At 31.6% G+C, this 22,802-nt stretch carries 26 protein-coding genes; 22 read left to right on the top strand and 4 right to left on the bottom strand.

Annotation, left to right across the window (positions count from 1 at the left end):
• Positions 1 to 34 precede the first annotated feature (34 nt).
• The 15 genes from ACJDUG_RS03735 to ACJDUG_RS03805 all read left to right on the top strand — a co-directional run bounded on the left by ACJDUG_RS03735 (position 35) and on the right by ACJDUG_RS03805 (position 11,808).
• On the top strand, positions 35 to 217 hold the full coding sequence (locus ACJDUG_RS03735) for a hypothetical protein (RefSeq protein WP_406768538.1): 183 nt from the start codon (positions 35 to 37) through the stop codon (positions 215 to 217).
• Positions 218 to 391, top strand: a complete 174-nt coding sequence (locus ACJDUG_RS03740) for a hypothetical protein (RefSeq protein WP_406768539.1) — start codon at positions 218 to 220, stop codon at positions 389 to 391. It begins immediately after the preceding gene.
• A gap of 32 nt (positions 392 to 423) precedes the next feature.
• On the top strand, positions 424 to 1,212 hold the full coding sequence (locus ACJDUG_RS03745) for a hypothetical protein (protein ID WP_406768540.1): 789 nt from the start codon (positions 424 to 426) through the stop codon (positions 1,210 to 1,212).
• Between the two features lie 296 nt (positions 1,213 to 1,508).
• The gene (locus tag ACJDUG_RS03750) at positions 1,509 to 1,649 is read left to right on the top strand and encodes a hypothetical protein (protein ID WP_406768541.1); all 141 of its coding nucleotides are present in this window, start codon (positions 1,509 to 1,511) and stop codon (positions 1,647 to 1,649) included.
• Positions 1,650 to 1,830: 181 nt separating this feature from the next.
• The gene (locus ACJDUG_RS03755) at positions 1,831 to 2,481 is read left to right on the top strand and encodes a GNAT family N-acetyltransferase (RefSeq protein ID WP_406768542.1); all 651 of its coding nucleotides are present in this window, start codon (positions 1,831 to 1,833) and stop codon (positions 2,479 to 2,481) included.
• A 283-nt stretch (positions 2,482 to 2,764) separates the two neighbouring features.
• Positions 2,765 to 3,550, top strand: a complete 786-nt coding sequence (locus ACJDUG_RS03760; RefSeq protein ID WP_406768543.1) for a CPBP family intramembrane glutamic endopeptidase — start codon at positions 2,765 to 2,767, stop codon at positions 3,548 to 3,550.
• Between the two features lie 298 nt (positions 3,551 to 3,848).
• Positions 3,849 to 4,433, top strand: a complete 585-nt coding sequence (locus ACJDUG_RS03765; RefSeq protein ID WP_406768544.1) for a GNAT family N-acetyltransferase — start codon at positions 3,849 to 3,851, stop codon at positions 4,431 to 4,433.
• On the top strand, positions 4,430 to 4,996 hold the full coding sequence (locus ACJDUG_RS03770; RefSeq protein WP_406768545.1) for a flavodoxin family protein: 567 nt from the start codon (positions 4,430 to 4,432) through the stop codon (positions 4,994 to 4,996). The genes ACJDUG_RS03765 and ACJDUG_RS03770 overlap by 4 nt, the downstream gene beginning before the upstream one ends.
• A gap of 108 nt (positions 4,997 to 5,104) precedes the next feature.
• Positions 5,105 to 5,680, top strand: a complete 576-nt coding sequence (locus ACJDUG_RS03775) for a DJ-1/PfpI family protein (protein ID WP_406768546.1) — start codon at positions 5,105 to 5,107, stop codon at positions 5,678 to 5,680.
• A gap of 49 nt (positions 5,681 to 5,729) precedes the next feature.
• Complete coding sequence (locus ACJDUG_RS03780; protein WP_406768547.1) at positions 5,730 to 5,933, top strand: DUF4177 domain-containing protein; 204 nt, start codon at positions 5,730 to 5,732, stop codon at positions 5,931 to 5,933.
• A gap of 57 nt (positions 5,934 to 5,990) precedes the next feature.
• Entirely contained in the window at positions 5,991 to 6,455 is a 465-nt protein-coding gene (locus ACJDUG_RS03785; protein ID WP_406768548.1) for a GNAT family N-acetyltransferase, read from the top strand.
• Between the two features lie 26 nt (positions 6,456 to 6,481).
• Positions 6,482 to 7,603 (top strand): LuxE/PaaK family acyltransferase, encoded by a 1,122-nt coding sequence (locus ACJDUG_RS03790; protein ID WP_406768549.1) that lies wholly within the window; start codon positions 6,482 to 6,484, stop codon positions 7,601 to 7,603.
• A 1-nt stretch (position 7,604) separates the two neighbouring features.
• On the top strand, positions 7,605 to 8,894 hold the full coding sequence (locus ACJDUG_RS03795) for an acyl-CoA reductase (RefSeq protein ID WP_406768550.1): 1,290 nt from the start codon (positions 7,605 to 7,607) through the stop codon (positions 8,892 to 8,894).
• Positions 8,895 to 9,115: 221 nt separating this feature from the next.
• Positions 9,116 to 9,658 carry a GNAT family N-acetyltransferase gene (locus ACJDUG_RS03800; RefSeq protein WP_406768551.1) on the top strand — a complete coding sequence of 181 codons (543 nt, stop codon included), beginning with the start codon at positions 9,116 to 9,118 and terminating at the stop codon, positions 9,656 to 9,658.
• 614 nt (positions 9,659 to 10,272) lie between these two features.
• On the top strand, positions 10,273 to 11,808 hold the full coding sequence (locus tag ACJDUG_RS03805; RefSeq protein ID WP_406768552.1) for a hypothetical protein: 1,536 nt from the start codon (positions 10,273 to 10,275) through the stop codon (positions 11,806 to 11,808).
• 197 nt (positions 11,809 to 12,005) lie between these two features.
• Here the strand turns inward: ACJDUG_RS03805 and ACJDUG_RS03810 are convergent, their stop codons facing one another.
• Positions 12,006 to 12,665, bottom strand: coding sequence for a cysteine hydrolase family protein (locus tag ACJDUG_RS03810; RefSeq protein ID WP_406768553.1), 660 nt, complete (start codon positions 12,663 to 12,665; stop codon positions 12,006 to 12,008).
• A 116-nt stretch (positions 12,666 to 12,781) separates the two neighbouring features.
• A complete protein-coding gene (thpR, locus tag ACJDUG_RS03815) occupies positions 12,782 to 13,330 on the bottom strand; it encodes an RNA 2',3'-cyclic phosphodiesterase (RefSeq protein WP_406768554.1) in 549 nt (182 codons plus the stop codon).
• Positions 13,331 to 13,565: 235 nt separating this feature from the next.
• Between thpR and msrA the strand changes: the two genes are divergently transcribed.
• Entirely contained in the window at positions 13,566 to 14,039 is a 474-nt protein-coding gene (gene msrA, locus ACJDUG_RS03820) for a peptide-methionine (S)-S-oxide reductase MsrA (RefSeq protein WP_406768555.1), read from the top strand.
• A gap of 154 nt (positions 14,040 to 14,193) precedes the next feature.
• A complete protein-coding gene (gene glcT, locus ACJDUG_RS03825) occupies positions 14,194 to 15,048 on the top strand; it encodes a glucose PTS transporter transcription antiterminator GlcT (RefSeq protein ID WP_406768556.1) in 855 nt (284 codons plus the stop codon).
• A 95-nt stretch (positions 15,049 to 15,143) separates the two neighbouring features.
• Here glcT and ACJDUG_RS03830 read toward each other — a convergent pair whose 3' ends face one another.
• The gene (locus tag ACJDUG_RS03830; RefSeq protein WP_406768557.1) at positions 15,144 to 15,632 is read right to left on the bottom strand and encodes a PTS sugar transporter subunit IIA; all 489 of its coding nucleotides are present in this window, start codon (positions 15,630 to 15,632) and stop codon (positions 15,144 to 15,146) included.
• A gap of 420 nt (positions 15,633 to 16,052) precedes the next feature.
• Here ACJDUG_RS03830 and nagE point away from each other — a divergent pair, with 420 nt between their 5' ends.
• From nagE to ACJDUG_RS03845, 3 genes are all read left to right on the top strand, one after another.
• Entirely contained in the window at positions 16,053 to 17,489 is a 1,437-nt protein-coding gene (gene nagE / locus ACJDUG_RS03835) for an N-acetylglucosamine-specific PTS transporter subunit IIBC (protein WP_406768558.1), read from the top strand.
• A gap of 230 nt (positions 17,490 to 17,719) precedes the next feature.
• On the top strand, positions 17,720 to 18,886 hold the full coding sequence (gene nagA, locus ACJDUG_RS03840) for an N-acetylglucosamine-6-phosphate deacetylase (RefSeq protein WP_406768559.1): 1,167 nt from the start codon (positions 17,720 to 17,722) through the stop codon (positions 18,884 to 18,886).
• A gap of 398 nt (positions 18,887 to 19,284) precedes the next feature.
• Positions 19,285 to 19,989, top strand: a complete 705-nt coding sequence (locus tag ACJDUG_RS03845; RefSeq protein WP_406768560.1) for a LysE family translocator — start codon at positions 19,285 to 19,287, stop codon at positions 19,987 to 19,989.
• A gap of 69 nt (positions 19,990 to 20,058) precedes the next feature.
• Here ACJDUG_RS03845 and uppS read toward each other — a convergent pair whose 3' ends face one another.
• On the bottom strand, positions 20,059 to 20,700 hold the full coding sequence (gene uppS / locus ACJDUG_RS03850; RefSeq protein ID WP_406768561.1) for a polyprenyl diphosphate synthase: 642 nt from the start codon (positions 20,698 to 20,700) through the stop codon (positions 20,059 to 20,061).
• A 262-nt stretch (positions 20,701 to 20,962) separates the two neighbouring features.
• On the opposite strand from uppS, the gene ACJDUG_RS03855 reads away from it, so the two are divergent.
• Positions 20,963 to 21,871 (top strand): Gfo/Idh/MocA family protein, encoded by a 909-nt coding sequence (locus ACJDUG_RS03855; RefSeq protein WP_406768562.1) that lies wholly within the window; start codon positions 20,963 to 20,965, stop codon positions 21,869 to 21,871.
• Between the two features lie 43 nt (positions 21,872 to 21,914).
• On the top strand, positions 21,915 to 22,778 hold the full coding sequence (locus ACJDUG_RS03860; protein WP_406768563.1) for a YitT family protein: 864 nt from the start codon (positions 21,915 to 21,917) through the stop codon (positions 22,776 to 22,778).
• Positions 22,779 to 22,802: the final 24 nt, after the last annotated feature.

The raw sequence follows: 22,802 nt of genomic DNA on the forward strand, positions 1-22,802 counted from the left end.
TTAACAATAAGAAGATTATAAGGAGTAAAAAAATATGAATACACGTTATAATCTTTCCCACATCAAATATTATGGGATTGGGATTCCTAAAAAGGGAGAATTGGCAACGATAGAAGATGAAGAAAAAGTAAAAAGATTAATTAGGTCTGTTAAACCTATGGAAGTAGAGGAAATGGTAGATGAATTAAATACTGATGGGAATAAAATAGTTTTATAATTGTTAGATGGTAATAGAACCGAAATTACTGGCTATGGGCAAAGTAAGGTTAAAATTACTCAAATAATAAATGACGTTCCATATAAACAAATTTTTATTGAACCAGAATTAAGGGCTTTCTTGAACAATCTTCCAAAGTCTCGCACATCAGGCTCTATATTAACATTGGAATAAGCATTGTAGAATTTTTAAAGGAAGTGTAACAAATGAAAATATTAAAAACGATGGGCATTGGTATCCTTTATTTTATAGGAACTATTCTATTTGCAACAATATTAGCACTTGGAACAATATTTACTTACTTTGCACTACAGATATTGTTGTTTGGTAGAGGAGATTATTTACTTTTAATATCCAATAATTCAAATATTATACCTGTTTTAATGATAATGATTTTAATTATATATGCAGCATTTAAAATAAAAGAAAAGTTCTTCAAAAGGAAAGAAGTACAGACAGAGCTAATAGAAGAAGCTGAACCTGTAGATACTGACATACTTAGTAAAAAAGAGCAGACTATTCTTAATCTGCTAAATAAGCTTATAGCATTTGAGGATATTATTTCAAAGGTATTCAAAGTAATAAAGGTTTGCTACATCCCAGCTTTATTAATAGCCTTATATTATGGAATGACTAGCTATGCAATTTTGTATAGTGACAGTATAAAGGTAAGCTCGCCAATGAAACCAGCTGGTACAATTTATAAATATAGTGATATAAAAAGAGTTGATGTTGGGATAGAAAAAGAAAATAGAAATTCCTGCTCTCCATACTACACTGTAATATTTTCTGATAAAAAGTCATTAAATCTTTTTGGAGGCAGCATGATTGAGGATAAGGGTGTAGGCTTTGAGTATATATTAATTGACTTAGACAAGAAGTTAAAAACACAAGGAGTTACTAAAACTGTCAACAAAACAAACTTTGATAATTATGCTAAAGACTTGGATAAGAGCTTCGTAAGCAGAGTAGAGCAGTTATTTAACAATAAATAGATACTTTATGTCACAATATTCACATATTATATCTTAAGTAACTTTTTATTTGGGGATCTTTTCGTATAAAGTAGGTACTTAACATTTAAACAAAATTTTGTCGTCTGCCTTGAAAGGTGGATTTTTTTATATAGATATGTGTAAATTTATGGTTTATAATCTATATATAGGTTAAAGGTGGGTGGCTTGATAAGGCACATTCCTTCACTGGCGCAAGCGCAGCCAAGGGGTATTCCTCTATGGTCAGGTTCGGGAACGCCGGCAATGGAAGCGTTAAATGATATTTACAAAATAAAATGACAAGTAGTTATGGACATATAATTATAGGAACTGATTATAAAATATTGGTTATCCTATCAATGGCTCTATTGTTTGTAAGTGTTTTTATGAAAAATCCTTTGATATCTAATTCTGTCATATCAGAAAAAGTTAATTAAAACATTTGAGTAATGAAATTTAGAAATAAGGGATTAAGATTCAAGGACATCGGAACACGAGACGTTAGATGCAAATTTGATAAAAAGCATAAAAGCTTAAAAGTTTTTTGTTTTAAAAAGACTGACACATAAATGTAAAAACTAAAAAAGTTATTTTTATTTTTGAGGTGAATTATTTAAAATGGAAAATATCAAATTACGAAATGAAGCACCTTTAGATTATCGGATGGTTGAAGAATTAACAAGAGAAGCTTTTTGGAATCATCATGTTCCCGGATGCGTTGAACACTATTTATTGCATATAATGAAAAATTCCAATTCGTTTATAAGGAAATTAGATTTTGTTGCTGATATTGATGGAAAAGTTGTAGCAAATATAGTATACACAAAATCGAAATTAATAGGTGATAATGGTGAATGTTATGATGTTATTACTTTCGGACCAATATCAGTTCTTCCAGAGTATCAGGGCAAAGGTATTGGAAGTATGCTTATTCAACACACAAAAGAACTTGCGAAAGAATTTGGATACAGAGCAGTTTTAATTTACGGTGACCCGAAATATTATAGCAAATTTGGTTTTGTTCAAGCTGAAAATTATGATATTAGAACTTCTGACAATATGTATGCCGTTCCGCTTCAAGCACTTGAACTATATCAAGGTGCATTATCGGACTGCAGAGGATGCTTTTTGAAAGATTCAGTTTTTGAAATTAATGAGGCTGCTGCAATAGAGTTTGATAAGGACTTTCCCGAAAAGGACAGGAAAAGAGGCTTGCCCACACAGGAACGATTTATTCAATTAGTTAATATGCGAAAACCAAGATGTTGAACACAACTAAAGGTAAAGTAGTATTTTCTTAAATTACAGTTGCTCAAGAAGCATCTAACAAAAAATTTCCGTTCAGCTTGGCTTGAAAAGACAGCCAAGCTACACCTCCGAGTCTAAGATAAGAAATATCTAGGGCTCGGAGGCGTCGACAACAAGAAAAGTTAACTAAAGTTCTTTTGTAGTGAGTACAAATTTCTAGTGAGCATTAATTTGAAAGGGATCTGATCCACATTAGTGAAATATTGTATAACAAAGTTATTATTAATATTTATGGGGGCATTATATGGATAAACGGACAACTATTAATTATTTAATTGTAACGTTTTTATCAACATATATATTATGGGGGCTTATTATTGTTTCATGCCAAATTGGATATTTTCAATTTGGTTCACCTATTGCAAAGATATTATTTACAATCGGAGGTAATGCACCACCTATTGCTGCATATGCTGTTTTGAAAAAAGCACATATAATAACTGGTATTAAGCAATTTGCAAAAGAGGCATTTGCAATTAAACAGAAGCCTCAATATTATTGTATTATGATAGTATTTTTAATCATATATTTTGGAATTCCTGCTCTTTTACAAGGTGTTTCAATTGGATCAAAACTTTACGTAAGTTTTTTCAGTATTCCAATAATAATTTTCTACGGTGGATTAGAAGAACTTGGTTGGCGATATATCCTGCAACCGTCATTAGAAAAACAATTTCCTTTCGGAATTGCAACTTCACTTACAGCCTGTACTTGGGCAGTATGGCATCTACCTTTATTTTTCATTAAAGGAACAGCAAACAGTAACTTAAATTTTGGGTTATTTACTATTATGGTATTTGGAATGTCATTTGCATTGGCAACAATATACTATAAAAGCAAAAGTATCTGGTTATGTATCTTGTTTCATACCATGGTAAATACACTATCTTCATCTTGGGTTATTAAGGAAAGTATAGTAATACAAACTTGCACAACAATACTAATGATTGCTTTTTCATTTGCCATTATTACCTACCACAAAAAGAAAAGGGACAGCTATATAGAAAATGAATATAATCTTCAATCTTAATTCTCCATTAAAAATGCTTTTCAATTTTCTTCTATTCTTCATAAAAGACAGTGGTAATATCAAGTTTAGCGATGGTGGACTTCAATAACAATTTATTCCCGTTCGCTGCGCACAACCTCCAGACTAACCGAGACGAAGTAGCTAAAATATTAAAATAAGAGCTATCTAAGAGCTTGAGCTACTTCTGTAAGGCTGGAGAACGTAAGAGATTAGGGACGTTAGGCGTAATTTTAGACAACAAGAGTGATGGTTATAAGGTTTTTATTTTTTTGTGTAATTTATTTTGGAGGTTACTTTGATGATTGAGGGAAAGAACATAGTAATTAGACAACTAGAATTAGGGGATGAAGAACATTTATATAAATGGTGGAATAATGGTGAAATGATGGCGCATTCTGCTCACCCCTATGGAACTCTTCAAAGTAAAGAAGCAATTCGCATTAGTATCTTGAAAGACATAGAGAATTTCTGTATGTTTCCAGATAGTAAAAGATTTATTATTTGTAGGAAGGAAGATATGAAACCTATAGGAGAAATAAATTATTCTGATTGGTCTGAAAGAAACCAAAAATGTGAGTTTGGAATAAAGATTTGTGAATTAACTGAACAAGGAAAAGGGTTTGGAAAAGATGCATTATATCATTTTATTGATTATTTGTTTAGGTTTTTAAATTTAAATAAAATTGAATTAACAACTATGATAGATAACAAAAGATCACAGAATTTATATAACAAATGTGGTTTCAAGGAAATAGGTATTATAAGACAAGGATATTATGATTGTAGAATTGGTGACTTTCAAGATGTAGTATATATGGACTTGTTGAAAACTGATTGGCTTAGAGTAAAAGAAAGTTTAAGCAGCCGGTGGTGTTGCATATGATGAAAACTTTAATTATTAATGGTTCGCCAAGAAAAAATGGGGATACAATGTCATTAGTCAATGAGTTGATAAAATATCTTGATGGAGAAGTAAAAATTATTAACACCTACTTTGATAATATTAGTCCTTGTTTAGATTGCAGATTCTGTTGGCGCAACGGTAAGTGTTTAATTAAGGATGAAATGCAAGATTGTTATCAGCTTTTTGACGAAGTTGACAACGTTATATTAGCTTCACCATTACATTTTTCAGAACTCACGGGCAAGCTTCTAAGCTTTGCTAGTAGATTACAGTACTTTTATGTTTTGCGGTATGTTAGAAAAGAACTTAACTTTAAACTCAAAAAGAAGAATAGTATTTTAATTATTACAGGTGGGGGAGATGGGGGTCCTAACCCTGCAATATCGAGGGCAAGCATTATTTTTAAGCAAATTAATGCCGAATTAATCGGAACTATTTTGTCATTAAAAACTAATAATATACCAGCTAATCAAGATGTAAAAGCTCTTAACAAAGCTAAAGAATTAGCAATTCGGTTAAATGAGTTATATAAGCTAATCTAACTAATTATAAAATATTTTTTAAATCTAGTTTATTTTGATCAGTTGAAAATATTTCGTTTTAATTATAAACGTTAAAAATATCAATAATGTAAGGAATGGTGGAATTAAATGGCTACATATGTATTAATTTATGATGGGTTTGCCCAATTCGAAATAATTTTTACTTGTTTATTTATGAAAAAGAAAGGAGATATTATTGCAGTTGGTATTGATGAAAATGAGGTTAAATCTATTGAGGGTTTTATAATAAAACCAGCTCAGCAGCTAAAAAATATAGATATAGATGAAATAGATTTGTTAGTTATTCCTGGGGGAGAAGCAAAGAACATTTATAACAACTCCTTTTTAGATGAACTATTGATAAGATTAAATGAAAAGAAAAAGGTAATTGCAGCAATATGTGCTGCTCCAGTTAAGTTAGCAAAGGCAGGTATATTAGATGACAAGAAATTTACAGTAGATAAACCTGAACTTAAAGAGTTTAAAGAATACTTTAAAAATAGCTTTTTTGTAAATGAAAATGTTGTTATTGACGAAAATATAATTACAGCAAAACCTTGTGGATATATTGATTTTGCATTAGAAATAAGCAAAAAGATGGAGATTTACAAAGATGATCTCCAATTACAAGAAACAGTTGATTTCTTTAAATTTTATAAGGATGAGAGTGGAGGAGAGTGCTAACTTTCATAACATGTGCTTGATAATTTAAAATTTTAAGGGGAATTGAAAAATGAAAAAGAAATGGGAATATAAAGTAATAGGGATTGATTCAATTATTAAAGCTAGTGATGATTCTCAGTTGGAAGCCAAATTAAATCTTTTAGGAGAAGAAGGTTGGGAGCTTGTTGGAATATTGGACCAAGTAAATTCTGGATGGGGAACTCAACCTAAAGTTGAGGATAACGTAATCTTGCTAAAAAGAGAAAAGGAATAACATAGATATCATTATAGTAGCTCTTATTTAGTTAAAATTATTGTTACTAAAAAGACTATGATTTACAGGAAAGGTTTATTTTATGAGAAAGAACTGCCTATTTCGGTTATGGTAAGATTTTATGAACCAAAGTATAAAAAAGGATTGGAGCAGGTTCATCCTACAGAAGTCTTCTTCACATTAGATGAGTTAGTTAGCAGGGTTTCAAACAATCATCATTTACTTCTAGCAATAGTCGAAAATGACGTAGTTGGGTATATTTATTACGAACAAGATATAGAGAATAAACTAGGTGAAATAGTATTATTGCACATTAGAAGTGATAAAAGAGGCAAGGGTTACGGAAGCTTGCTTCTTAATAATGCAATAGGTAATTTAATAAACTGCAGTATTGAGCAAATATTGGTAAATGTCAGAGTGACTAATTACGGGGCACAAAAGCTATACAAAAAAATTGGATTCATAGATAAAGAAACAATTTATGCTTATAAAAAAGTTCTTGATAGTCTAATTTTAGGATAAAAATATGGTGAAAAGGGGGAAACACAATGGCAACAGCAAGGGAAAAATTATTCTCTTATAAAAAAATATATGACCAAAAAGGCAGCCAAGAACTCTTTGTTGAGGCAATGAAAGAGTCTATTGAGCACCATAGCAACAATTGTAAATTTTATGGGAAGTTTCTAAGTGAACACGGTTTTAAGGCTTCAGATATAAAAACTTTAGAGGATTGTGCAAAAATCCCCCCAATAACCGCTCAGTTTTTTAAGTATCATGAAGTGCTGAGCATTAAAAAGGACGAGGTTGAAATACATGCCACTTCTTCTGGTACTCAGGGTCAGAAAAGTCAGATTTTCCTTGATAAGGACTCCTTAAAGCTAGGAACAAAAATGGCTATTAGGGCTATAAGATATCATGGCTTTATTTCTATTATCCCTACTAATTATCTCATTTTAGGATATGAGCCCCAAAAGGGCAATGAAATGGGCAATGTGAAGGTAGCACTTGGGATGACACGTTTTGCCCCAGCAAAGGAAAAAGTATTCGCCTTAAGGTCTCTAGGAAATAAGTATGAAATTGATTATTTCGGAATTATAAATGCCTTTAATCGCTTTAATAGCCAGAGACTGCCTGTACGCATACTGGGCTTTCCTTCTTATCTATACATGCTTTTAAAGATGATGAAGGATTCAGGAATGAAGCCGCTAAAGCTTAATAAAAGATCAGTTGTACTGACAGGTGGCGGTTGGAAGAAATTTGACGAAATGGCTATAGACAAACAGGAGCTATATGACATGGCTCAACAGTATCTTGGCATTCCTTCTAAAAACTGCCGTGATTTCTATAGTGCAGTAGAGCACAGTGTGGCTTATCCGGAATGTGAGAACCATCATATGCATGTACCAATATGGAGCAGAGTTATAATACGGGATGTTAAAACTCTGGAACCTTTAGGTTATAATGAACCTGGCTTTCTAAGCTTTATTAGTCCTCTTGTTTCTTCAGTACCAATATCTTCTATAATAATGGGCGATATTGCAATACTTAGAGATGGAAAAGACTGCGGTTGTGGAATTACAACTCCTTATTTTGAAGTCCTAGGGAGAGCAGGTACTGCTAAAACAAGAAGATGCGCTATTGCTGCTTCTGAATATATGAAGGAGAGTTAACATGGATAATATCTACAGAGGAGAACCCATTTCAAAAACTGATTTTATTGAAAGATTATCCGAAGCCAAGGCAAGAATAGAAGAAGACCTTCTGCTTCCAAAGCTGCCTCCTGAAGTAGTAATTGAAGCATCGCATGCTTTAGCAGAGGAAATAGATCAAAGGGAGATAGTTAAGCAGCTTGTGTCCATGGGAATACAGAAATGGGCTGCAGAGGAATATGTAAGCGTCACAGTTGAAAGCATGAGTAAAGGAGAATTGACTAGGAAGCTGCATGCGGAACTTGGACAGGAACCTTTTGCATGGAAGGAAGTTGGAAACAGCATAGAAGAGTGCAATTACCCACTTGGTGTAATAATGCATATAGGAGCAGGAAATGCCTTAGGGATTTCAGCTTTCAGTGTGATAGAAGGTCTTATGACTGGTAATATAAACATTTTAAAGCTTCCTGATAATGAAGGAGGCATATCCTCAAAGATATTATTAAGATTGGCAGAAATAGAGCCAAGACTGAAGCCATATATTTATGTTTTAGATGTTTCGTCTAGGAATCAAGAAGTTATTAATCGGCTTGTTGAGATAGTAAATGCAGTAGTTGTATGGGGAACAGATGAGGCTATAACTGCTATCAGACATCTCTCACCACCATACTTGCCAATAATTGAATGGGGGCATCGACTAAGCTTTGCATACTTTACAAAACATGGACATGATGAAAAGGACTTGCAAGGCTTGGCTCGGGACATATGTCAAACAGATCAGCTTTACTGCAGCTCTCCTCAATGTGTATTTTATGAAACTGATAAAGTTAAGGAAATTGATGAATTTGCAGATAGACTATCACAAAGCATAAAGTCTGTAGGAACAAAGTATCCTGCGGCAACTAGGCAAATTGATGTACAGGCTCAGATTACCTTGACTCATGAGCTTATTAAAACAGAAGAGATTCTAAAAGAAAAACGGCTAATAACAAATTCGGAAAAAGACTATGGAATTATGATAGACTACAAGGCTGAACTGAAAGCCTCACCTCTCTTTCGTAATATTTGGGTAATGCCTATAAGAAGGAAAGAACTATTATCTATGTTAAGATTACACAAGGGGTATCTGCAAACAGTAGGATTAAGCTGCAGTAATGATGAACTTGATGAATTGTCTAACATCTTTTACGCAGCAGGTGTTACCCGTTTGACAAGTTGTGGGTACATGTCTGTAAACTACAGCGGCGAACCCCATGATGGAGTTTTGGCTTTACAAAGATACGTTAAGAGGGTTAACAGAAGGATGAAATAAATTAAGGCCATCAATTTCTGCAGCCACATACACAATTTCACACTCCACTTTAATAAGGTTGGTGCTATAGAATTACTAATTTCAGGAAAGATTAAGTGCATAATATGTGGTTTTATTAGATGGAAAAGATTAAAATTGAGTTAATTGATTATAACAGCAATGCTATAATAAATTTATAGTAGAAAAAAATAACACATTGTATTTAGGATTAGGAGAAGATAATGATGTTGAATAATAAAGAATTAATTAACAATGATTGCAAGCTATTGAAAACTAATCTGAATATAAATAAGGAGTTAAGCATGAGTAATATTCAGTTTGTAACTGGAAGTATAGAATTACTAGATTTTGTACAACCTTTATGGGAAAAGTTAAATAAACACCACGAAGCTAATGCAAACTATTTCCAAAATAGTTTCAAAAATCTTAAGTTTGAGGTTAGAAAAAATAAGTTTTTAAGTGATACCAATTTAAAGGTAAAAATAGATTTAATTAAAGATATAGAGAAAGACCTAAACATTGGTTATTGTATATGCACAGTTAATAAAGAATTAGTTGGGGAAATTGATTCTCTTTTTGTTGAGAAAGAATATCGTCAATATGGTTTCGGAGATAAGTTGATGAATAGAGCATTAGATTGGCTAAATAGCAAGCAAGTAAAAACGAAGATAATCGGAGTAGCAGAAGGAAACGAAGATGTTTTAGAATTTTATAAAAGGTATGGTTTTTATAAAAGAAGAGTAATTTTAGAGAGTATTAACTGAGCAGCTATTGAAGCTGCTTTACATTTTCAACTGAATATAATTTTATATTATGGCATAGATATTACAAAAAAATAAAAAAAGTAAATAAAGATTATGCTAGCACTAATATAAATAATTTATCATATGTATATAATCTTTCGACTATATACACACAAATCACTACTTATAATAATGGTTTGCTCCACCATATAAAATATTTACACGACATGTTATAACCTCACGGCTACAAAACATCATTACAACAACTTATATGATGTTATCACAACCCTATATAATAAGTTGGAATATTATTATGATAAAAGACTAGCTTCGACCATAATAATACTTTTCCTAACTATATAGAATTTAAACAATTGAAGGGAAATTCCTTGGAATACACCTTAATTGCTCCCATATATAACTGCAGTAGAAGCAACTATATACTTTGTTATAATCTTTATTTACTTCTAACATTATCTTAACCAATGTAAAGTTAATAATACTGGTAATTTTAGCCAGGTGAATTTAAAAACTTACTATTCTCAATTCCTTAGGCAATATGTTACAATATTCCTATAAACTTGAGTAAAAACTACAAATTTATATTTATAAATGCTATTGCTTGGAGGTAGGAAATGATTTGTGACAGCTGCAAAAGTGAATTCAATAATATAAATGGCTTAAAATTTTGTCCATATTGCGGAACTAAGCTTGAAGAAGCTGCTGATTTAAAAACAGAAAAACTTATAGAAAAAGCTAATGAAGAAGTTTCTGCAAAAAGTATACATGATACAGCCAAGATGCCAATTATAACTAAGGAACAAATTAAAAATTACAAAAGAGAAAAGATATTTGAAGCTGTAAAAAAACCCTTTAAGAATTTAAAAGTGGTTATACCCTTAATTACAGTAATACTTTTTATGGCAGCCATCGGAGTTGGATATACATATTTTTCAGGCAGAGTTGTAGATGCTTCAAAAATTCAGTCAGATCTTATAGGTAAAGTAATAACTCTTCCAAAGGGGACAAGTTTTGAAATAAAAAAAGGTTATATAAAAAGTTTTAGTATTGCTCAGAGAAATACAAATAAGGCCGAGAAAAAAGATGATATTAAAGCAGCTGTAACCTTAAACAATGGAACTATTGAGATAAAGACCTTTTTGTCAATGCAATATATGTTAGACGATAATAAAAATTGGAAGCTGAATAATAAATTAAGCCTTGCAGGAGATATTTCTGTGAAACCTCTTATAGGAATGGATGAAGGTAAAATAATCGAGGGAGTTAAGAAATCAAGTATAAGTATCGGCGATACTACAAAAGTACTAAATGAAGCTGATGTGAAAACACTTAAAATAGCTTCAAGAATACCGGATTTTGATAATTTAAAAGAAACGGTACTTATCGATGCAGGAATTGACAGTGGACTTATAGCAGCCTCAGGAAAAATAAAGTGCTCTCTTAATTTTGAAAATGAGGCTTGGAACATAACTGGTATTGAAAGAAACAGCAGCGATGATTTTGCCTTACAATTATCACCAAACTTTTCTAAGGATAAATTACTTGAGCAAATTAAAAAGGAACCTATAGATCAAACTGTAAGCAATCCAAATGTTTTTGGAGGAAAGAGCTTTTATATAAAAGACAGTTTTACTAAAAGCATGGATATAACAGATAAAAGCTTTGATGCCCAAAGCAGAGCTTTAAATGTAACAGTTAAAAGACAAAATACAGCAGGAGAAGTAAAGCTGGTACTATCAACAGATTATTCCTATGAATTGTCCTTTGATAAAATAAAACTGTTAAAAAAATCAAAAACAATAGCCGACAATGTTATAGTCTCTGACGTATCCAAGGATTATATAATATCAAGTATTGTAAATGCAAAAATTGAAGGAGCAAATGTATTTTTGTGGTTTTCTGATAATCATGTAATAACTTCTGACGAAGCCAGTACCTTTAAAACAAGTAAAGTAGCTTCACCAAAAGGAATTGAAAATGCAAAATATGCCTTTGGTACAATAACTTATAAAGATGGAAGTAATACAAAAACTACTAATGTTGTGGCTGTGTACTTCCTTGTATATGACAGCTCAAAGGGCTATTCCTGGAAGCTGGATAGAATAGTAGGGGAAGATTCTCCAAATTATAATGCATACAGCATTAAATAGCAGTAACTAAAAGTAATTAAAATAAGCTAGCAGCTTAAAGAAGTACACCTCAAATATTATATTAAAATTAATATAATATTTGAGGTGTGTTTTATGTTGATATTCTCATAAATTTAATGTAGCTGTAAAGCATTGTTTAACTTTAAAATTTACAATTTAATTTATCAGCTTTCTTTATATTCATAATGAAGTGATAACTAATGTAAAAAATTAATTAGATTAACTTTACTTAGTACTGCCTTGTCTCTGGTTCCAGGGCTATTAAGCATATGCCAAGCAGTGTATTGTTCAGAATAAAGTATATTTGCAGTAGACATGCAGTCCACTGGAACAATAACATTGAAACCACGGAAGGCAGAACTAGTGGCTGTGTGCAGTACTGCACCGTTAGCCGCAAAGCCTGTTACTATGACAGTTTTAATACCTTTCTTATGAAGTATTTCTTCTAAATTTGTTTTGTAAAACTTATCTACATTTGATTTAACAATAGGATCACCTGGCATAGGAGCTAATTGCTTTGTAATATCCCGCGGATTTCCTGCATGCGTAAGACTATAGACAACCAACATATTATTTTTACGTGCCTGCATTAGTAAACTATTAATATTAGAAATTGATGCGGTGCAGCGAGGACTCTTACATATAGTGGTCTCCATATCTAATATTAAGAGCGCACTAGTTTTAGGATCAACTGAAACTGATTTAAGCTCAGGAGCAGGTGGCGCTGATACACTATTCCATAAATCAATAATTGTATTATCAGCCCCATTAGATCTCAATTTAAATGAATCACTATACCAATTGTAACTTACTTGACCTTCAAATAATTCACCATAAATAGGACAAAAATACAGCACATTAATCCTCCTTAAATAAGTTTATATTATTATATGTAAGGCAATACACAAATAATATGATTATTGTTTGATTTATGGATATATGCCAAAATAATTTTAAATAGATGATTTTACTCTTAATACTTTAAGCTTACCTCTGCTAATGGAACATAAGTTAATTTCCTATTTATCCTTTTACTTTCCATCAATGTGATACTATTTATTAGAATCTTCATTTGGTGATCTAAATTAAGTGAGTTTGCAATTTCTATTATTTCTTTATTTAATATAACTTGTCTTCCTATGGTTATGTGGGGCTTAAGCGGCTTTTCATCATAGTCTATACCTTCCTTTTTTAGGTTAATACATAACTTTTTATGTAGACTTGTAAGCTTTTCGCTATAGCTTGTTCCCATCCATAATATATTAGAATTACCTTTATTAAAGTTTCCTATTTTATCAAATGTAAGGAGGAAAGGTGTAAATTTTGAAGCGGAATTTTCCATGGCCTTAATTACACCAGAAACAGTTGATTCTTCTAATTCTCCTAAAAATGCTAATGTTATATGGAAGTTATCTATACTCGTAAATGATCCTTTATTACAATAATTCTTTAATTCAGCTTCTATATTTTCAAGGTAAGCTTTTATATTTTTATCAAAGTCTATGGCTATAAATAATCGCATTTTATTACACTCCTTTAACATCATATAGTCATATTTCTCCTAAGGATTTATCTTAAATAAAAATGAAATAGAGAAAAATACTAATATTATAATGCAAGTTATGGTAGTATCTTATTATTAAATATTATTTGCTTATTTCTATAAAAATAAATAATTAAGTATGAATCGATATGTCAATAATAATATTACATTTTAATGATTAATAGAAAATTTAAATAAAGGAGAGAGATAATTAATGAAGGAAATAGTTTTGGCAGGAGGTTGTTTTTGGGGAATTGAAGAATTCCTTTCAAGAATAGATGGAGTTTTAGAAACAGAAGTTGGATATGCAAATGGAAGAACTCCAAATCCAAGCTACGAGGATGTATGCTATAAGAATACAGGTTATACTGAGGCATGCTATATTAGGTATGATGAAAAAGAGCTGAAATTAGAAAAGCTTTTAGAAAAATTCTGGAGTGTAATTGACCCAACTACTTTAAATAGACAGGGACCGGACCTTGGAAGTCAATATAGAACAGGAATTTACTATATAGATGAATTAGATAAAGAAACTATAATAAAAAGCAAGGAACATGAACAGTTAAAGTATGATAAAAAAGTTGTAACTGAGGTTAAGCCGTTGGAAAATTTTTATATAGCAGAGGAGTATCATCAAAAATACTTGAAAAAGAACCCAGGGGGATACTGCCATATAAAATTGGATTAAATAAAGAATGGATTCTCTTTTTTCACTACACAGGTTAAAGTTATCTTTATGTATATATTTGGAATTGCATCTTTACAATAGTACTGCTACTAAGGTATTATTTATATAATAAGGGGCATTATTTTTAAAATCATAAAATAAAAAGGGTGAGAATATGAGAATCACTACTGATTTAGCTGATATAGTAAAATCTTTTAATAATAATATAGTTTCAATAAAAATGAATGGAGTAGAAAAAATACTTTTTGGGAAAGGCATTGGCTTTGGAAAAAAGCCAGGAGATAAACTTCCTAAGGGTACTGAATATGAAAAAGTTTTTGTTATTGAAGATGAAGATAACCTAAGGAATTTTGAGCAGGTAATAGAAACTGTTGATGAAGAATTTTTAATGTTATGTGAGAAAATGATAACATATATTGCAAATGAGTTAAATGAAGATCTGGATGAACGAATCCATATTGCCTTGGTAGATCATTTAGATTTTGCAGTAAAAAGACTGGCAAATGATGAGATCATAGAAAATCCATTTATTATGGAGATAAAAGCCCTCTATTCAAGAGAATATGCCTTGGCTGAAAAAGTCTCAGAGATAATGCAAAAGGAAATTAACGTTAATATTCCTGAGGGGGAAATTGGATTTATAGCTTTACATATTCATTCAGCTAGAAATAGCGGAAAGCTGTCTAATACAATAAAGAGTACTTATATAATAAATTCTATTGTTGAACAAATAGAGAAAGAAATCAAGGTAAATATAGACAAAACTACTTTAGATTATGCCAGGTTCTTAACTCATTTAAGGTTTGCAATTAAAAGAGTATTACAAAATATAGCTATAAAAAATGATTTTATAAAAGAAATAAAATCAAAGTATAGATTAGCTTATAAAATAGCAAAGAATATTTCTAAAATCCTAACTGAACAGTTACAAAAAGAGGTTTCAGAGGATGAAATAGCCTATCTAGCTATGCATATAGAAAGACTAAGATTGGCAACACTTGAAAAATAATGAATAATATAAAAACCGACCTCCAATTGCTAGATTTTTAGGTCTAACTTTTGGGGGTCGGTTCATTGCTAGCTGTTTTTGTGTAGTTAAATATTTTACAGGCTAAAACTGATAATTTCATCTTTTCCAGCAGAGACATTCTTATCAAGATTAGTTTCTAAATCTTTTACTAAATCCATATTAGTAATTAATACTGGTGTTATTAATGAATAGCCTTTACCTAGAATTACTTCTCTATTTATTTTTATAATTGGTGTTCCTGCTTTAACCTTTGTTCCAGCTTCAGCCAATTGCTCAAAGCCTTCACCATCTAGGGATACGGTATCAATTCCTATATGAACTAATAATTCAATTCCATTTTCAAGTGTTAATCCAAAAGCATGTAGAGTTTTAAACACTAAGGTTAATTCTCCATCACAAGGGGCAACTATTACATTACCAGTTGGTTCTATAGCAATTCCATCACCAGCTAACCTTTCAGAAAAGACAGCGTCTGGTACTTTAGATAAATCTATTGTTTTACCGCTTACTGGAGCAACTAATTTTACTTCTTTGGTTAAATTCTTTTTTAAAAAATTAAACATAATATATTCCTGTTAGTTAGGAATATTCACATCCTTTCGTCACTTTATTTTCTTGAACAAATTTAGCAAATAAAAAAAGACATAAGTTTTCTATAACAGTAAACTCATGCCTGATTTAACAGTAACATATTTACGCTTTTATTATATTCTTTTATATTACTAGTGTCAATAATTTAAGAAAAATTTAAAATTTATTAAGAAGTTCTTAAAAAGGTATTGATTAAATGCAAAATATAGGTTAATATAAGATTATAAAAAATAGAAAATGTTTTCAAGCGTGTAACCGATTAAATTTGGGCATTAGCTGAAAAGGATAATAAATCATTTGTCCTTTTCAGCTTTTTTATTTATCTAATAAAACTGTATTTAAGGATGTAAAAATCCTTAAAATAAATAATTATATGGAGGGGGAACCTTATTATGATGAAATTTCTACAAAGACTAGGAAAATCATTAATGCTTCCAGTAGCTGCTTTACCTGTTGCTAGTATTTTAATGGGTATCGGTTATTGGATTGACCATGATGGCTGGGGTGCAAACAATGTAATAGCAGCTTTCTTGTTAACAGCTGGTGGTGCATTAATCAACAACATGGGAATCTTATTTGCAATTGGTGTAGCTGTGGGTATGTCAGATGACAATGACGGTACAGCAGGTCTTGCAGGTCTTGTATCCTGGCTCATGATTACAACCTTATTATCTCCAGCTTCTGTAGCAATGTTTAGACACATTGATGTTAAATTAGTTGATCCAGCATTTGCTAAAACTCAAACTCAATTCATTGGTATTGCAGCAGGACTTATTGGTGCTTATTGCTACAACAAATTTAAAGGAACTAAGTTACCAGATGCATTAGGCTTCTTTAGCGGTAAGAGATGTGTTGCCATAGTAACAGCAGGAATGTCAATTTTAGCAGCCCTTATATTATTCTTTATATGGCCTGTAGTTTACGAAGGACTTGTAACTTTCGGTAAATCAATAGTTTCAACTGGTGCTATTGGAGCAGGTATCTATGCATTCCTTAATAGATTACTAATACCAACTGGCCTTCATCACGCACTTAACTCAGTATTTTGGTTTGATGTTGCTGGAGTTAATGACCTGGGTAATTTCTGGTCAGGTAAAGGAACTCTAGGAACAACTGGTATGTATATGACTGGCTTCTTCCCAGTAATGATGTTTGGTCTTCCAGCAGCTGCATTAGCTATGTATCATACTGCTAAGGACAAGAAGAAGAAATTAGCATATGGCTTATTAATGGCAGGTGCATTATCTTCATTCTTTACTGGTGTTACAGAACCACTAGAATTTGCATTTATGTTCTTAGCTCCACCTTTATATTTAATACATGCAATTTTAACTGGTATTTCTGCAGCTGTATGTACACTATTACCAGTAAGAGCTGGTTTTAACTTTAGTGCAGGTTTCGTTGATTGGTTCTTAAGCTTTAGGGCTCCAATGGCTGAAAATCCACTGATGTTAATACTAATAGGTTTAGTATTTGGAGTGATTTACTATGTAGTATTCCGTTTTGCAATTACAAAATGGAACTTAAAGACACCTGGTAGAGAAGATGATACAGATGACGAAGTAAATGTAGTACTTGCAAACAATGACTATACTCAAGTAGCATCTCTTATATTACAAGGCGTTGGAGGAAAGGAAAACGTAACTTCAATAGACAACTGTGTAACTAGATTACGTTTAACAATTAAGGATCAGGCAGTTGTAAATGAAAAAGTTATAAAATCTGCTGGCGTTGCAGGTGTAATCAGACCTGGTAAAAACAGTCTGCAGGTTATAGTAGGAACACAAGTACAATTCGTAGCTGATGAATTTAAGAAGTTATGTAAATAAAAATAATCTGATCCTATAAAATTAAAATAACCTCGACAAGTAAAAATTACTTGCGAGGTTATTTTTACAATTAATATAATATTCATTAAAAGCTTAACTAAATAAGAAAATTATCTTAGAAGTTTTAGAGTGAAATTAAATTACTTAAGGCTTTTTTAAGTATGATATAATAAAAACGTAGAAAAACTACGTTTATAACGCAAAATAAACGATAAAGGTGGTAATTATTTATGAATGAAAATTTAATTTGCATAAAAAATGGAAAGATTATCTTAGAAGATCAAATCTTAGAGAATAAGATCCTAATTTTTAATGATAAAATAGTAGATATAATAGATGAAGAATGTTTCAACAACCAAGAAATATCTGACAAGGCTTCAAAAATTATAGATGCAGAAGGGAAATATGTTTCTCCCGGATTTATAGACGTTCATATTCATGGCTCTGGGGGAAAGGACACTATGGACGGTGAGATCTCAGCACTTAAAACAATTAGTGAAACCATAGCACAAAATGGAGTTACCGGATTCTTGCCTACAACAATGACAATGTCAAAGGAAAAAATCTATGAGGCATTAGATACAATAAAGCTTGCCAAGAAGGAAGCAATAAATGGTGCTAAAATTCTTGGCGCACACATGGAAGGCCCTTTTATATGTGAAAAATATAAGGGAGCCCAGCAAAAAGACTATATAATTAAGCCTGATTTTGAATTTATAAAGGATTACTTAGATTTAATAAAAATAATTACTATGGCGCCTGAAGAGGATAATGAGTTTAAATTTATTAAAGAAGTGAAAAAAGATACAGATATTGTTTTATCTATGGGGCACACAAATTCAGATTTTGAAACTGCAATGGAAGCTGTAAGATATGGTATAAGCCATGCAACTCATACCTTCAATGCTATGACACCTTTTGGACATAGAAGGCTAGGAGTTGTAGGTGCTGTACTAAGAAGCAATGTTACCTTTGAAATAATTGCTGACACTATACATCTACATCCAGATATATTTCAAATTATGCTAAATGCTAAGGGTAAAGACAAAATGATTCTAATTACAGATTCTATGAGAGCAGGCTGTATGAAGGATGGAGATTGGGAGCTTGGAGGGCAGAAGGTAATTGTTAAAAATCATTCCGCAAGGCTGGAAGATGGAACATTGGCAGGAAGTATTTTAACTTTAAATAAAGCAGTTTTTAATATACTTAAATATACTAATCTTAAGATTTATGAAGCTGTTGCTTTGGCAAGCTTGAACCCAGCAAGATTAATTGATTTAGATAATATAAAAGGAAGCATTAAAATCGGTAAGGATGCTGATCTAGTAATATTTGACGAGGAACTAGATGTCAGCTTAACAATTAGCGAAGGCAAAATCATATATAGCAAGTAAAACCAAAGGATATTAGTGCAAGTACGCTGCTCTAATATCCTTTTTCTATGCTTACTAAATTAATAAGGTCTTCTCCTTTAACCTATAATTTAAAGTTCTCATAGATTATATCTCATATTCTTTCATTCCACATACTTGCAACCTCCATTTTTTTAATTTAAACTATATCTATTATGGTCATTTGAGTATAATAATTCTATTAGTTAGTACCTTATATAAATCCATGAGGAATATAACTTAGAATTTACTGAATAGAATTATACATTATGAATAATCTTCTTTGAATATAGGGAATTTATATTTATAATGTATTCAAATATACTGAGCACAAAAATTAATTGCGAGTGTGAACTAGTACGGTAAACTACTCAGTGTTTCCGACCTAAGGAGGAAAGCTAATGTTAAAGCTCTTTTTCAAAGGAATAATTATAGGTTTAATAACTGGCATGCCCCTTGGACCAATTGGAGCACTATGTCTTAGGACTACACTTGCTAACGGAGCCGCCTTTGGAATTGCTGCAGGCTTAGGTTCATGTGCAGCGGATTCAATTTATGCAACCATTGCTGCTATGGGTATTACTGTAATTGCTAAGTTCATTGCAAGATATCAACATTATTTTCGCTTATTTGGTGGGTTAATATTAGTTTTTTTTGGCCTTCATGGCATTTTATCAAAAAAAGAAGAAATAAATGAGATACCAACTAGTAAGACTTTAGCTAAAAATTTCATATCAACTTTTTTACTTGCATTTGCAAATCCTTCTACAGTATTTTCGTTTCTTTTTGTATTTACGGGGTATGGTTCAAAAAATATAGGTCATGGTGTCTATCAAAGAATATTTTTAATATTAGGTGTGTTTTGTGGAAGTCTTATATGGTGGATTATTCTTGTGCTTTTGGCAGGAAGGTTTCATGAACATTTGAGCTTTAAAAAAATGTCTGTTATTAACAAGATTCTTGGAGGTGCAATAGTTCTATCAGGTTTGGCTTTAATAATTAGTATAACTAATTATAAAAGATATACTGCACCAATCTATGTACACTTAAAACTTTTCGAAAAGATATTCCATATTAAGATTCCTACGCATTTTAAATTGAAATAACTATTTTTATACTTTCTCTACATGTCTCGCATTTAAGACATGTAGTTATTTTTGCGCCCATTAAAGCTTTTACCCACCAAGGGTTATGTCCTGTTTATTATACCATTCTAATGCCCTATAGAAGTGGCTGGGTTCAAAGTCTGGCCAATACTCATCAAGTACGTAAAAGTCAGCATAAATAGATTGTACTGGTAGAAAACCGCTTAATCTCCTTCGGCCTCCCCAGCGAATAATTAAATCAATTCTTGATATATCGGAGGATTTTATGTTGTTAATTATATTCAACTTATTATTATTAGCAGTCTTCAAGTTGCATAAGTCCCATTCCCATCCATAGTTAACAAGAAAATTAACTTTTATTTTGCCATTGCCAAAGGTTTTCCTTGTGGTATAACTAGCCAGTTCCTTTGGAAACATGGAAGATTCACTGTTGCCAATTACTAGCAATGAAGCATTTTCCTTTGCTAGCATTTTAACAGCATTAACACAAGCTTTGGTAAAAGATTGTCTTTGAATTAATGGCCGTTTGTTATTATCTATTGTAAAACCATAATAGGTTATTTCTTTAACACCAATTTGCTCACATAGCTTAAAGAGAGCTAATCCTGGCTCAAGTCCAGAGCCATACCCTTCTTCTTTACTTTTTCCATTTGAAGTTGCCCATCTTCGATTTCCATCTGGAATAATGCCAATATGCTTAGGTATCCGCATAAAATCACCTCATATTATTAATCATAAGTTTTAATAGAAATTTCATTATTGGTATTATAAGCACTAAGTCCATAATTTATCCATTTTATTATAAAGGTGGATGCCAAGTAAAAATATGAACCTTCAATTATTTATATCCTATATAAATAATTGGTGAACTTTATATGTACCTATATGATATAATTTTATGTATAGATAAAAAAGTATTGCTTTGGTAGATGATAAACTGGGAAGTATATAAAATGTAATAAGAGGGATTGAAATGAAAATTGGAATTATTGGTTTAGGTGACATTGCTAAAAAGGCTTACTTACCTGTACTTTCTGAAAAGGAGGGTATAGACTTGGTGTTATGTACAAGAAATAATGATACATTAAATAGCTTGTCAAAAAAATATAGAATTCTTGAAACCGTACAAAATGTAGATGAACTCATTTCTAAAGGCATTGATGCTGCATTTGTAAGTACTGCAACTGAGGCTCATTTTGAAGTCGCGGAAAAACTGCTTATGAATGGCATTAATACTTATATAGATAAACCTATATCTATGAACTTCGATGAAACTCAAAAAATTGTTAAACTTGCAAAGAAAAGCGGTAAAATTGCAATGGTGGGATTTAACAGAAGATTTATACCAAGGGTGAAAGAGCTAAAGGAACATGGTAAAGCAAATATAATAATTATGCAAAAGAATAGGTATTCTTTACCAGACCATAAAAGAAGGTTTATTGTAGAAGACTTTATACATGTGGTTGATACCCTTAGGTTTCTAATGGATACTGAGGTTAAGGATCTAAAAGTAGAGTGCCTTAAGAAAGGGGAAATGCTCCATAGCCTTGTAATACAGCTAGTGGGAGAAGGCTGCATAGCAATTGGCGTTATGAACAGAAATGGCGGTGTTACTGAAGAAGTAATAGAATATATGACAGGCCATGATAAATACGTAGTAAACAGTCTTGTTGAAACAACACATTATCACAATAAAGAAGTGAACATAATAAAATTTGGTGATTGGGAGCCAACGCTATATAAACGTGGCTTTTATCAAATAGTAGATCATTTTATAGATTGTGTGAGAAATAATAAGACTCCTGTTCCATCTATTGATGATTCACTAATTACTCATGAGATATGTGAAAGAATAGTTAGATACATTGATGCAAGTGCTTAAGTCAGATAAGTTAAAAAGAAATTATTTAATTAAGGGGAGTATTATGCTGAGACGTGAAATATTTAATAGGCAAAATATAAAATATGCAGCCTTAGTTATTGCAGGATGTTTCATAGCTTCAATTGGCGTAAACATGTTTTTGATAAATGCAAAGTTATTTAGTGCTGGATTGTCAGGTATAGCAATTTTGGTACAGTATGCCCTAAAAGTTCCTGCTGGATATACTGTGCTAATTGGAAACATTCCATTACTCCTACTTAGTTACAGGATGTTAAGTAAAAGGTTTACTTTTTACAGCACACTTGGAACGCTTTCCTTATCATTATTTCTTGTACTTACACAAAACTTAACAAGTATTATATCAGTCCATGACACACTCCTACTTTGCGTCTATGGAGGAATATTGACGGGTACGGGGCATGGCTTAGCCTATGCAAATCATGGGTCTGAAGGCGGCATGGATATTGTAGTAATGCTAGTCAAAAAGAAATATGACAGCTTCGATGTAGGGCAGCTGGGGTTTATTGTAAATTGTGTAGTAGTATTTATCGGGATGTTGTTAAATGGAATACCCATAGCTTTATATACACTAATGAGTATGTATATATCAGGTTTTGTTACAGATAAAATCATTCATGGTTTATCAAGAAAAAAGGTGTTACTTATAATTACTGAAAAGCAGCAAGAAGTATGCAAATTTATTGAAGACTATAAATTTCATGGAGCCGCTATATTAGAGGGTAAGTCACTTGTAGGTAATGAAAGAAAAGTTATATATTGTATAGTCCATGTATCAAAACTGCCTACATTTAAATTTGGAGTTTTAAAAATAGATAACAATGCTATTATTTCAATACTTGATGCTTCCGAGGTAGATGGAAGAGGCTTTAATACAAATATTCTATAAGATGTGAGGAAAAAACTGCAAGCA

This window comes from Candidatus Clostridium stratigraminis, assembly GCF_045310675.1.
Classification (GTDB): domain Bacteria; phylum Bacillota; class Clostridia; order Clostridiales; family Clostridiaceae; genus Clostridium_AT; species Clostridium_AT stratigraminis.